Below are 12423 nucleotides of genomic sequence, written 5' to 3' on the forward strand. Positions count from 1 at the left end.
GGGCATCAGTCTGCTCAAGCCGGGTGTAAGTTGTGCCGAGGTTACGGAGCAGATCAACACATTCCTCGATGAACGTGATCTGCTGCAATATCGCACTTTCGGCTATGGCCATTCCTTTGGCGTGCTGTCTCACTACTATGGTCGCGAGGCGGGTCTGGAACTGCGCGAGGACATAGATACCGTGCTGACGCCAGGCATGGTGATCTCAATGGAGCCGATGTTGACTATTCCTGAAGGAACACCTGGTTCTGGCGGCTACCGTGAGCATGACATCATAGTCATTACGGATGAAGGGGGTGAGAATATCACCGGCTATCCCTACGGGCCAGAGTTTAACGTGGTCACATGACGATGCCTCTTGGGTTGATCAACCTTCCATCTGGTTAAAACCGAAGCCGACCTCTGCGCACAGAAAGCGAAAGTGGGCTTCCTCCGCTCAGCGGTGAGTTCGAGAAAATCAACTTTTTCGGCAGTGCGGCGAAAGTCCGGCCTGCCGAAACTGCACCACAGCAATCAGTGACAATGACCACTAATGGGATGTACCCACTGCTTCTCCCGGCAGGTTTGATCGCAATGGGTAACGTGTGATCCGCAAACAGGGACCCCTTCAATCAATCATTGAGGCACCTGCACCGTGTTGCTCCACTGACGGGGCGACTGGCCATACATCCGTTTGAACTCGCGGCTGAATTGAGAGGAGCTTTGATAGCCAACATCCCAGGCCGCCTCTGACACCGGCTTTCCTTCTGCAATTTTCATCGCGGCGTTGTTCAGCCGCATCGATTTGACAAACTGTATCGGGGACATTGTCGTGGCTTCTTTGAATCGCCGATGGAAGACCGCACGGCTCATACCGACGTTGTCGGCCATGTCGTCGATTGTGACCTGTTCGTTCAGGTGGGTCGAGAGATACTCGATGGTACGCGCAATCTCGTTGCCGACGCCAAAGGCCCGTCTTGCGGCGGTCCGGGCCTCTCCCATGAGAACTGCATAGCACAATTCGCGCATTCGCCCCTGTCCGAGCACTTTGAGATCAACAGGATTGTCGAGCAGTTCGAGAAGCCGCAGCAGTGCCTGCGTAAAACCAACATCCCAGGCCGCCAATGCCAAGGCCGATGGCGCGCCACCCCGCGATTGTGTGCGGCCGCCTGCGTCGGTCTCGATTTCCATGGTGAGCTCACGCATCATTCGCGGCTCGAGCGAAATCACCACGCCGAGCAGAGGATCGTCCTCGGAAGCCAATGGCGTGCCCGCCTCGACCGGCAAGGTCATTGGGCACAGCATGTATTTGTCGCAGCTATAGACATGGTGCTCACCGTCCAGCACCGCTTCCTTGGTACCAGAAAGAATAGCCACCACAGTGGGCTCGTAGACAGCAGGGACGCAGGGCATGGCCTCGGTCACCCGGAAAAGCTGGACGCCCTTCAGTGCGGTATCGAGCAGCCCTGCTTCTGGCAGATGGCGCTCGATAAGGTCTTTGATCTGTTCTTTACTCACGCACACTAGCTGGCAGAGGAGTTTCAGCTTTGCAATCGGGTTGATACGATCAGGCAAGTAATCGAGAGGATATCTCCTGTTTTCGTGCCCTATCAGGTTCTATCTGTGCATTCAGGCAACAAAAAAGCAATCGCCAGCATGGGCTGGCAGGAGAGACAAAATGGCAGATACGACATTTGGGCCCAAAGGCTGGACACCCGAACGCCTTGGTGATCAGTCAGGCAAGACTTACATCATCACCGGCGCAAACGCCGGTGCAGGCTTTCAGGCCGCGCGCATATTGCTGAAAAAGAACGCCAAAGTGGTGATGCTCAACCGCTCGGCGGATAGATCCGAAGCGGCAATTGCTGACCTGAAACAGGAATTCGGCACGGATGCCAAGGTAAGTTTCATCCGCATGGACCTGTCCGTGCTGGAGAGCGTGCGCCAAGCCGCAGAAGAGGTACTCAAAACCGTGCCGCGCATCGACGCGCTGATTAACAATGCCGCCATCGCGCAGGTACCGACGCGCAAGCTGACCGTCGACGGGTTCGAAAGCCAACTTGGCACAAACCATTACGGGCACTTTCTGCTCAATGGCCTGCTTTTCGATCGCATCGCCGAAAGCAAAGGTCGGATCGTAGTCGTCGCCAGCCTAGGCTATAACATGGGCCTGAAGGCCATCAAATTCGATGACATGAACTGGGATGAGGGCTACGGCGCAAATACCGCCTACTCGCAGAGCAAGCTGGCGCAGATGATGTTTGCCTACGAATTGCAGGACCGTTTGACCGCTGAGGGGCGCAAAGATGTCGAGATTTTCGTCTGTCATCCCGGCTCCTCGGCAACCTCGCTGATCACAACCAGCGGCAGTCGCACGATGCGTTTCATCTGGTGGTTAATGACCAAGACACCGATGGTCCAGACCGCGGAACATGGCTCTTACCCCGAGGTCATGTGCGCGACAGAAGAGACTCTGACCGATCAACGCGCCCTATACGGCCCGACGGGTCGAATGGAAGCGGTCGGCCCGGTCGGCAAAGGCACTTTAAACGCGCACGCCCATGACAAAGCGGTCATGTCGCGTCTCTGGGAGGTGTCCGAAAAAGCCGTGGGCTTCGAGTGGAAACTTTGACCCCGAGACATGGGTTCGCTGCTACCCAACGAGCGGGGCTTTGCTTCCAGCCCTAAGCCGACCAAGGTTGAGATCATGGATACCGGGATGCAGTTTTCTCAAAAGGGGACATTGAAGCGCAGCATTCATGTGTGGCCGAGATACGCTATGTCGTCCTCAGAAGGCTCTCGAGGAAAGTTGAAAACGTTGCACGTTAAGATCGCATACAGGACAGAAAACTTTTCGGAAGTCTAAGGTACTGCTCGCCTGGTGTCCTGACTGCCGCTAATAGATCCGTTGCGACTTCTCGCCCATGAGCACCAACATCGCAAGTCAGGATAGCCCAGAGTCGTGGCTGGCTTTGATAATGGTCGTGCGGCGCAGGGCCCTCAAACCAGAGGTTCACTCTAGCCTGCTCAAGACCTCACCAATATCGAGTAACCTCTACGGGTTTCCATCTGCTTTTGTTAGCGCATCATGAGCGCTTTCGCGGAGGTCTTCGTTCCCGTTACTCCGGAATTTCAGCTTTGCACCAGACATAATCGTGATCCGACAGCGGCTTGCCATCCGCCGTTGTCGAGGCGACCAGACCGGTTTCCAAACGTTTCAATCCACGACCTAAAAGCCAGTCGAGCTTCATCACACGATCCGGATGAGGGGTAATAAGGCTTGGGCGAGTGGTATTCCCATCGGCGGTGAAATCCCACGCATAACCGCGATCTTCGGCGAACGAAAACAGGGTCTCATCGCGCCAGTCAAAGTTCGGCGGCAGGTGATTTCCCGTGTTCAGATCGCCACCGATCATGACAGGCAAATCGGGCGCAAAGACGTCAATGGCGTCAAGCAGGCGCTGCATTTGGCTATGTCTATGCGCCGCGTCGGCGTTGCTTTCGAGATGGGTTGACGCAACGCACAATGGCCCGTTTTCGGTTGGCACAATAGCAAGGATCGTCATGCGGCCTCCAAGCCGAGGTTGATCAGGGTCCACGTTCCCCATGTCGCTCGCAAACCAATGCCCGTGGTCATCCAGCCGGACAAGTGCCGTGCGCTCAAACGGAACGCGTGAAAGAACCGCGTTGCCGTGCCATCCCAACGCATTGAAATTATCACTGCAAAACGCCCTCTCGGTTGCGCCTCCCAGATCAAGCTCGTGAAACTCTACCCCGAAAGCGTAGGTCATGCCGAGCGGTGCTGCCACATCTTCGGTGGTGTGACGCTGGCTTGTACGGGCCATCCCATGATCAGCCTCAGACAACAGAACAATGTCCGGAGAGATGGGCGCAAGATGCGCCGCTGTTTCTTCCGGAAACAAACAACGCTCCACGTTCCAAGCAGCGACAGTGAACTGTCCCGGCAAGGTGATGTCAGACGCGGTTCCACCGATCTGAACCGCATTCATCGCTGGCGTCTCAGCGAGGAGTTGTCGATGGGCATCACGCGTGCGAGGCGTTGCTAAAATACGCGCGCGATCCGCATCGCTGATAGGCTGCAGGTCAAACACCTGCTTTGTTATCATAGGGCTAACCCTGTTTCCGCATCAAATAGAACAACCGCGTCCGGAGTGATGGAAACCCGGGTTGGACCAGTCGAGACGTCAACATCCTTTCCGACATAGACACTCAGGTCTTGCCCGTCCAACTGCCCATGCACCAGACGATGTGCGCCCAGCTCTTCTACGATGTCTACCGTGAAAGGGATCGCGCAATTAGGACCAATCTCAATGTCTTCAGGGCGAATGCCCATGATAACCGGGCCGCTGCTGTCTGTGGTAGCCACCACAGTATCGCCGACCATCACGCGTCCATCACGTTTTTCTCGCTCAATCAGGTTCATCGGCGGCGCGCCCATGAAGCTCGCGACAAAGGTCGACGCGGGTTGATGGTAGATTTCCGCAGGCGTGCCGATTTGTTCGATGCGGCCGCCATTCAACACGATGATCCGATCAGCCATGGTCATCGCTTCGACCTGGTCGTGGGTGACATAGATCGACGTCACACCAAGACGGCGCTGCAGCGCTTTGATCTCGATGCGCATCTGGTGACGCAGTTTGGCATCCAGATTGGACAGCGGCTCATCAAACAGGAACAATGCAGGATCACGCACCACAGCGCGCCCCATCGCCACCCGCTGACGTTGCCCGCCAGAGAGCTGGCTAGGCTTGCGGTCCAGATATTCTGTCAGGTTCAGCATCTTGGCGGCGGTTTGAACCTTGTCTTCGATCTCGCTCGCGGGAATTTTGCGGTTCTTGAGACCGTAGCCGATGTTCTTGCGAACGCTCATATGCGGGTAGAGCGCGTAGTTCTGGAACACCATCGCGATGTCGCGATCTGCTGGATCAACGTGATTCACATTGCGATCCCCGATCGACAGCGCCCCTTCGGAGATGTCTTCCAGCCCTGCGACCATGCGCAACAGCGTGGACTTGCCACAGCCCGACGGCCCGACCAGCACAACGAATTCCCCGTCTGCAATGTCAAAGCTGGTGGGCACGACGGCCTCATACCCGTTGGGGTAAATTTTGCGGATATTGTTAAGCGATACTTGCGCCATGTCTTCTGTCCTATTTGTCGGATTCTGTGAGGCCCTTGACGAACCAGCTTTGGAAAATGATGACGACCAGCACGGGCGGCAGGATCGCGATGAGGGCCAACATATTGGCACGGCCGTATTCGGGGATGTTTGTCCCCTCGAGGTCTTGGGTCAGCTGTTTGATGCCGCGCACAAGGGTGTACATACCCTCTTGGGTCGTCACCATTGTCGGCCAGAGGTATTGGTTCCAGCCGAAGACGAACATGATGATGAACATCGCAGCGATCATGGTTTGCGACAGCGGCACAAGGATATCGATGAAGAATTTCACCGGCCCTGCCCCGTCAATCCGCGCGGCTTCGACCAGCTCTTCGGGCACCGAGCGAAAGAACTGGCGAAAGAAAAAGGTCGCCGTGGCCGAGGCAATCAGCGGCATGATCAGTCCGGTATAGGTGTTCAGCAGCCCCAGTTGCTGCGCGATCTCGAAGGACGGCAGGATGCGCACCTCGAGCGGCAGAAGCAGGGTGGTAAAGATCAGCCAGAATGCAAGCGTTGCAAACCGCAGGCGAAAGTAGACCAACGCATAGGCGGCCATCATCCCGATGACGATCTTGCCGACTGCAAAGCCGATACCAAGGATCAGGGAGTTTATCAGCATCCGCAATCCGGTATTCTCGCCCGAAAAGCCGGAAGCCTTGAACATCGCCGCCATGAAATTTTCATCGAAGCGGTCGCCGATGATGAATTCAGGTCCGTTCTTGATGGTTTCAATGTCAGTTGTAGTGGTCGTTTGTAGCACCATCAGCAACGGCACCAGCATAAACAGTGATCCAAGGATCAAAATGCTATGGTCCATCACGCGGCCCCATCTCAAGGGGCGTTTGGCAACGGGAATATGGGTGGTCTCGGTCATGTCCGGCCCCTTTCAAGTATAATGTATGCGGCGTTCGACCAGCCGGAACTGGAAGATGGTCAAAGCAAGGACCAGCACCATCAGGATTACGGACTGCGCGGAGGATCCGCCAATGTCGTTGCCGCGAAAGCCGTCAACATAAACCTTGTAAACCAGCGTCATCGGATTGTTACCCGGCTCGCCTTTGACCAGCACGTCGATCACGCCGAAAGTGTCGAACAGGGCGTAAGTGATGTTGATGATCAGCAAAAAGAAGCCCGTGGGGGCCAGCAGCGGGAAGATCACATCCCAGAAGCGGCGGAACGATGATTTGGCGTCAATCAACGCCGCCTCGCGCACGGATTTGGGAATGGATTGCAGGCCCGACAGGAAAAAGATGAAATTCACGGGGACCTGTTTCCAAACCGCGACGATTACCATCGCCGTTGCTGTATCGCCAAAATTCACACCCAGTTTGAAATCCCAACCAAAGGATTTGGCCAGTTCTGCAACCGGCCCCCAGCTTTGGTTGAACATCAACAACCCGATAAAGCCCGCAACGGGTGGCGCCACTGCATAGACCCACATCAACAGCGTGCGGTAGGCCTTCGCGCCGCGGATCACGTTGTCGGCCTTCACCGCCAACAACAGCGCCAGCGCGAGGGAAAAGAACGCCACAAGCACCGTGAACAGCAGAGTAAACTGGGCAATCCGCCCGTATTCCGAGCTGCCCGTGAGGTGGGTGTAATTGTCAAACCCCACAAAACTTGAGCCGAACCCGAAAGGGTCTTCGAGATAGAACGACGACTTCACCGCATGGGCGGCAGGCCAATAAAAAAACACAGCGATAATCGCCAGCTGCGGTAACAACAATAGGATCGGTAGCCAGCGCGTGGCGAAGCCTGCTCGTTTCATAAGTTCCTCAGGGGGTATTCAGTGGGGGCGGCCGCACTTAGGGTGCGACCGCCGGAGTTAAGCCAAGGGCTTAGTTCTGGGTCTGTGCAAAACGGGCGAGTAGATCGTTTGATTCAGCTTCGATCGTGTCAAAAGCATCGTCTACGGATGTTTCACCGGTCAGAATGCGACCGAATTCGCGGTTCATCACGTCACGGATCTGAACGTAGAAGCCCATGCGATAACCGCGTGTGTTTTCGCTCGCGTCCAGTGACAGCTGAAGGATGCCGGTTTCAGCAGCTGGGAAACGTTCATAGTGGCCGTCGGCAGTTGCCATCTCATAAGCAGCCGTCGTGATAGGCACATAGCCTGTTTCACGGTGCCACATGTACTGCACCTCGGGAGAAGCCAGGTATTGGAAGAACGCAGAAGTGGCGGCGTTTTCTTCATCAGACTTACCAGACATCGCGAACAGCGCCGCGCCGCCGATGAAGGTTTGCTTTGGCTCGGTTGTGACCGCTTCCCAATAGGGCAGATAAGTCGCAGAGAAATCAAAGCCGAGGTCCTTTTGGGACAGACCACCGAAAGAGCCGGAAGATCCGAACCAGATGGCCACGTCGCCTTCTTCGAACGGTGTCTGGTTGTCGTTCCAGCCTGTGCCGAACCATTCAAAATACCCCGCGTCCTGCCATTTGGTCAGCGCGGTGAAGTGATCCTTCAACGGGTCGATATTAATGAGGATTTCAGTGCCGTCGGCGCCATCATACCCGTTGTTGTTGGTCGCAAAGGGCAGATTGTTGCGGGACATGAAGTTCTCGACGAAAATCCATGGCAGGTGCGATTGCGACATTGCGGTGTAGCCTGCCTCTTTCAGGGCGGGGGCAGTGACCGTTTCGAACTCTTCCCACGTGACGGGCGGTGTAACGCCAGCCGCTTCGAGGGCTTGCACGTTGTAATACATGATTGGCGAAGAGGAGTTGAACGGCATGCCGATCATCTTGCCATCGGCATCAGCGTAGAAATAACGCACACCTGAGATGTAGTCTTCGATGTCGAAGTCCACGCCGTTGGCTTCCAACAGGTCCTGCACAGGAATGGTTGCACCTTCGGCTGCGATAACAGTGGCTGCACCGGCGTCAAACACCTGCATTACGTTGGGCTGCTCGCCTGCGCGAAAGGCAGCAATGCCTGCAGTCAACGTCTCTTCGTAGGTGCCTTTGAAAACGGGCGTGATGGTGTAGTCGTCCTGGCTCGCGTTGAAGCCTTCGGCGATCTGGTTGACGGTTTCACCAAGAGCGCCGCCCATGCCGTGCCACCAAGTGATTTCGGTTTCGGCAAAGGCTGTGTTTGCCAACATGCTAAGCGCAGCAGCTGAGCTTATCGCGATGTTCTTCATGATCGTACTCCGGTGTCATGTTTCGCACGCCCCCTTGGCGCGCATTTTTGTTCAGGCGTAGTGGCGTGCCCATGTTTGGGAAGATCGTCATGGCCGAGAGAACCCTTGCCTGACAGACATGGGGCTCGTCCGCACGCCGGACGACTACGGTCGCTGAGTGACTGGTCTGTGAAGGATTTGTATAAGTTTTGTAAAAACGCCGGCCCGCCGAAAGGTTTCATTTGCCTGTTACGTTCCTGTCACCAAAGCGTCACAAAACCTCCCTTTCTGCGCGCAGGAAATCATTCATAGGGAATATAGAAGCTACCTAGACTTATCGGCATGACGTCGACGTTCGCGTGTGTGGCCACAGGTTGTGACGTGCTTCCCTATCCTCGACGTCAAAAAATAATAACGTAGAGACCACTAACCCTCGAAGGGTCAGGATCAGTTCCGAAGAAACAAGGGGGATCGTATGGGGGATCAGGCTCCACCTACTCAAACATTCCTGCTTGAGATCAAACACTTAATTTAAATGTGGAACGTCGCGCACCTTTGACTCAATGCCGCTGATTTTCTGAATTTTATCAGTGGGCCGCGTCATTCAATTTTGGCCCAAACGTCAAGCATTTCTGTCCTTACCCGGCCATGCACTCAAGAACATACATCGAGAGGGTGTGTACCGAATGAACCACCAAGCGGGCGTGACGTGGCCGTAAAGCTATCTCCTTGGTCTGTTCTTCGGTTCGACCATGCGCCCCACTCTTTTTATTCCGAAGATACATTGTCCCGTCCACAATGCTGTTCAGGCCAGAGGCGATCTTCTTCAAGTCTTTGCTCTCTAAGTCCTTTGGGTTTAAGCCAATGTCACCCCTAACTAGCGGCCACAAATCAGATAGCGTTGCTGTTTCATCGTTGAACGCAATCAACTTAGCATTGAGGTACGCTTTCAAACTGGCTTCTAGGATATTTCCCGCGTAATGTGCCGCCGCGTTAGGATCATCATTGACCATCTTCAACGCTCGATCCATCTCAATTTCTATCGCCTTGAGACCACCCATGGCGACTATTTCCTGCAAAGAGGCCACAGGTGAGGCAGAAGCCGTATCAATATTCCCACCTGTTCTATAGGACAGCCCTGCTTTCGTCAGAGCAGCCCGAATTTTCGCTTGATTTTGTTCTAGCAGTTTTGACCAGGCCTCATCCTGCCAATAGTTTCGCACCGAAGGATCCCGCTCTAGCAAATCTTCCAAAAGTGCGCCCAAAACACTCAAGGGGTTTGAACTGCGTTTATTCGTTAACCTCAACCAATCCACGGTCTTTTGAACTTTATTGCCTTCGGGTTTTTCTATTGGCGCGTCCGCATATGCAAAAAGCCGATCAATCTCGGCGTGGGTGTGCACGTCGTTAAATACATCGCCCAACAGACCGATGATCGGTGAAGGGATTTTCTCTGAGCTGTTCAATGCAAATTCCTAATCTGACTGAATAGACGGGCCTACGCGTGCCGCATTCCAGTTACCGTTGCGATGCGGTTGACGACGTCAGCTGCAAGCTTCGCTTGGCCTTCGCCATTGTTGTGATACGTGATGCATCTTAGCGCCTTCAGATCGAAAGGAATATCATCCATAGACTGAGTGATTAGAATGACTTCCTTGCCCAATGTATGAGCGATACCAGCTTCGTAGAATACGTTCGGATTTTTTCCCGATAGGTCACACACCACCACGCGCGACCTACAGATTAGCTCGATGATATCTTGCATGATATGGGCATGTTGCCAAAAATCATCCGCGCGTCGGCATTCAAAGCCAGCCGCCTCGATAGCACCTCTAAGCGCTTGATGTACACCATCGAAACCGCCAAATGGCATCATCAAAGAAATCAGGCGAGGATTTACGGGTGCATCGCTAAGCTTGAAGACTGACGGCTTTGGCACACTACTAAATTGGCTCTTAAGGAGAACGCAGCCTAGGTCTACGTTTTTAACTGCCCAATGGTTCCGAGAAAACTCCCAGTCAGCTATTTGAAGATCATCTGATAGTTCATAAATCTGCGCGTTGGTGATTGGCGGCACATCAGCTTCAAAGGTATAGTGAAAGCGCAGCTCTTTGCCGACCTGCTCAACGCGAGACAGCCAGCCAAGGCGTGCTATTTCATCAGCCGTACCTTCCTCCATGAACAGCGTCGGAAGGTTACAAAGTCGTGCAAAATCGACAACACCGTTGCCTCGAAAAGCATCACTGATCCAGTCTTCCGTATATTCGAAAATTCGACTAGCTGGGAGCGTATCCTGGCGGCTACTTCGCGTTCCGCCAGCAACGATTAGATTAAACATTTAGCGCCCATTTCAATTACTTGCTTCGTTCAAAGATGAACCATTCGCTTATTCAATTCTGTCTGCTTTTTCAATGTGGATGAGCATCACTCGAAATGCGGGCGTTATCCGTCTGCCAGATCGCTTGGGTCAATGTCATGACGGAAAGGTCAAAGTCATCTGACGCTCGACAACCTATCTCTTTTTTTGAATAAGGTCAGTTGATGACGTAAAGGTCAAAGTCGTGTGACGTTCGACATTAAAGTAGTGGCGGACCGAGGAGGATTCGAACCCCCGACCCCCTGATTCGTAGTCAGGTACTCTATCCAGCTGAGCTATCGGTCCGTTGAGAGGCGGTTTAGAGTGAGCGTGCAGGCTTTGCAAGCCCTCAAATACACCTATTGGAAAAGAATATAAAATTCCTTAACTCAGGCCATCGCCCTTGGGCAAACAAATCATAAACTCAGTGCCTTCACTCCCTGTACGGCTCAGTTTTATGTCCCCACCGTGCCCTCGCACCAACTCGGCCGAGATCGCGAGGCCAAGCCCCGAGCCGCCTTTGCGAACTGAGCCCTGAAAGGCCGAAAACAAGTGTTCTTGTGCTTTTGGCGGCAACCCGGGGCCGGTATCACTCAGGGTGATTTCCCAAGTGTCCTGCTTTTCTCGTGCGCGCACTGTAATTTGCCCCGAAGCCTGAGCGGCCATCATCACCTGCCGCGCATTGCGCACCAGATTGCTGATCACACGGTGCATCTGTTCGGGGTCGACCCTAATGTTCATGTCGGACGGGACATCCTTGACCACTTCAAGCGGGAACTCCCCCGCCGCCAACTTCTCGCTGCTCAGCACGTCTTCGACGATCGGCGCGAGCTGAACCAGCGTAAGGGTTGGCCCCGGTTCTTCGGCGCGACCGAAAGCGAGTGTTGTTTCACACAGGTGCACCGCACGGGTAATCGAGCCCAACAGTTTGGGGGCCATTCGAGCCACCACAGGGTCTTCGGAGTTTTCAATACGGTCTGCAAACAACTGCGCCGAGGTCAGGATATTGCGCAGATCATGGCTGATCTTACTTACGGCCAACCCCAGTTGCGCCATACGTTCCTTTTGCCTGAGCGCCGATGTCAGCTGGGTTTGCAGCGACTTGAGAGCCTCTTCTGCTTCGCGTAGCTCGGTAACGCTTGCAGAGGGTTCAATGACACGCCGCGCATCTTCGGGGGCCGCAGCATAGCTTTGCATATGTCCCACCACGCCTTTGATCGGCTTGACCAACAGCACGCGCATCGCAGCAAAAAGCAACAGGGCGGTAAAGACAGAAATCGCAGCAGACAGCGCGAGAATACGCAGGCCATAATCAATCATCGCATCACGCAACGGCCGCGTTTCCATTGTCACTTCGATCAACAAACCCGCATCCCGTGACGGCACCCCCAAGACGCGGGTCACTTCATCTGCCGGATTAATCAAGCGCTTCAAGGCGTCGCGGATCAAAACTACAGCCGAGTCGTCCCTAAGGTCGACAGTACCCGAGATCTCTTGCGGCATGGGTGAGCTCAATACAAGCTGGCGCACCTGATCGCGCCGCAGCACAACATTCAGCACCTCTGCATTCGAAAGCAGTTCTGCTTCGAGCCTTGGATCGAGCATATCTGCAGCCAGAAGCGTCAGCGATGCAATCTGCGCACGCTCCAACCGGTTGCGCATATAGTCTTCGCGAAAACGGGCAATAGACGGGACGAAAATGAGCACTTCGGCCAACATGACAAAAATTGTCGTTAAAACCAGCAACCTGCCAGACAGCGAGTGAATCATGTCCTAGTCCATTACTC

Annotated in this window: 11 protein-coding genes and 1 tRNA gene; 2 read left to right on the forward strand and 10 right to left on the reverse strand. The window is 54.4% G+C overall.

What is annotated here, in order from left to right:
- Positions 1-349: M24 family metallopeptidase (locus ABJM03_RS13155; protein WP_348416964.1), on the forward strand; the 349-nt coding region annotated here is incomplete at its 5' end.
- Between the two features lie 266 nt (positions 350-615).
- On the opposite strand, the gene ABJM03_RS13160 is transcribed toward ABJM03_RS13155, so the two are convergent.
- A complete protein-coding gene (locus ABJM03_RS13160; protein WP_348418202.1) occupies positions 616-1497 on the reverse strand; it encodes an AraC family transcriptional regulator in 882 nt (293 codons plus the stop codon).
- Between the two features lie 160 nt (positions 1498-1657).
- Here ABJM03_RS13160 and ABJM03_RS13165 point away from each other — a divergent pair, with 160 nt between their 5' ends.
- The gene (locus tag ABJM03_RS13165; protein WP_348418203.1) at positions 1658-2611 is read left to right on the forward strand and encodes an SDR family oxidoreductase; all 954 of its coding nucleotides are present in this window, start codon (positions 1658-1660) and stop codon (positions 2609-2611) included.
- A 487-nt stretch (positions 2612-3098) separates the two neighbouring features.
- Here ABJM03_RS13165 and ABJM03_RS13170 read toward each other — a convergent pair whose 3' ends face one another.
- From ABJM03_RS13170 to ABJM03_RS13210, 9 genes are all read right to left on the reverse strand, one after another.
- Entirely contained in the window at positions 3099-4106 is a 1008-nt protein-coding gene (locus ABJM03_RS13170) for an endonuclease/exonuclease/phosphatase family protein (RefSeq protein WP_348418205.1), read from the reverse strand.
- Entirely contained in the window at positions 4103-5140 is a 1038-nt protein-coding gene (gene ugpC / locus ABJM03_RS13175; protein WP_348418207.1) for a sn-glycerol-3-phosphate ABC transporter ATP-binding protein UgpC, read from the reverse strand. The genes ABJM03_RS13170 and ugpC overlap by 4 nt, the downstream gene beginning before the upstream one ends.
- Before the next feature lie 10 nt (positions 5141-5150).
- Positions 5151-6032 (reverse strand): ABC transporter permease subunit, encoded by an 882-nt coding sequence (locus ABJM03_RS13180; RefSeq protein WP_348418209.1) that lies wholly within the window; start codon positions 6030-6032, stop codon positions 5151-5153.
- A 12-nt stretch (positions 6033-6044) separates the two neighbouring features.
- On the reverse strand, positions 6045-6926 hold the full coding sequence (locus tag ABJM03_RS13185) for an ABC transporter permease subunit (protein ID WP_348418211.1): 882 nt from the start codon (positions 6924-6926) through the stop codon (positions 6045-6047).
- Positions 6927-6996: 70 nt separating this feature from the next.
- Complete coding sequence (locus tag ABJM03_RS13190; RefSeq protein WP_348418213.1) at positions 6997-8301, reverse strand: extracellular solute-binding protein; 1305 nt, start codon at positions 8299-8301, stop codon at positions 6997-6999.
- 617 nt (positions 8302-8918) lie between these two features.
- A complete protein-coding gene (locus ABJM03_RS13195) occupies positions 8919-9746 on the reverse strand; it encodes an abortive infection family protein (protein WP_348418215.1) in 828 nt (275 codons plus the stop codon).
- 32 nt (positions 9747-9778) lie between these two features.
- Positions 9779-10618 carry a hypothetical protein gene (locus tag ABJM03_RS13200; RefSeq protein ID WP_348418217.1) on the reverse strand — a complete coding sequence of 280 codons (840 nt, stop codon included), beginning with the start codon at positions 10616-10618 and terminating at the stop codon, positions 9779-9781.
- Positions 10619-10865: 247 nt separating this feature from the next.
- Positions 10866-10942 (reverse strand) — tRNA-Arg (locus ABJM03_RS13205).
- A gap of 78 nt (positions 10943-11020) precedes the next feature.
- On the reverse strand, positions 11021-12406 hold the full coding sequence (locus tag ABJM03_RS13210; RefSeq protein ID WP_348418218.1) for a HAMP domain-containing sensor histidine kinase: 1386 nt from the start codon (positions 12404-12406) through the stop codon (positions 11021-11023).
- Positions 12407-12423 lie beyond the last annotated feature (17 nt).

The sequence above is a fragment of the Sulfitobacter sp. genome (genome assembly GCF_039977885.1).
Classification (GTDB): Bacteria; Pseudomonadota; Alphaproteobacteria; order Rhodobacterales; family Rhodobacteraceae; genus Sulfitobacter.

Excerpts from the sequence above, each read along its gene's own strand:
- ugpC (WP_348418207.1), bottom strand. The coding sequence starts at position 5,140 with ATGGCGCAAGTATCGCTTAACAATATCCGCAAAATTTACCCCAACGGG.
- ABJM03_RS13210 (WP_348418218.1), bottom strand. The coding sequence starts at position 12,406 with ATGATTCACTCGCTGTCTGGCAGGTTGCTGGTTTTAACGACAATTTTT.
- ABJM03_RS13200 (WP_348418217.1), bottom strand. The coding sequence starts at position 10,618 with ATGTTTAATCTAATCGTTGCTGGCGGAACGCGAAGTAGCCGCCAGGAT.
- ABJM03_RS13180 (WP_348418209.1), bottom strand. The coding sequence starts at position 6,032 with ATGACCGAGACCACCCATATTCCCGTTGCCAAACGCCCCTTGAGATGG.
- ABJM03_RS13190 (WP_348418213.1), bottom strand. The coding sequence starts at position 8,301 with ATGAAGAACATCGCGATAAGCTCAGCTGCTGCGCTTAGCATGTTGGCA.
- ABJM03_RS13170 (WP_348418205.1), bottom strand. The coding sequence starts at position 4,106 with ATGATAACAAAGCAGGTGTTTGACCTGCAGCCTATCAGCGATGCGGAT.
- ABJM03_RS13165 (WP_348418203.1), top strand. The coding sequence starts at position 1,658 with ATGGCAGATACGACATTTGGGCCCAAAGGCTGGACACCCGAACGCCTT.
- ABJM03_RS13185 (WP_348418211.1), bottom strand. The coding sequence starts at position 6,926 with ATGAAACGAGCAGGCTTCGCCACGCGCTGGCTACCGATCCTATTGTTG.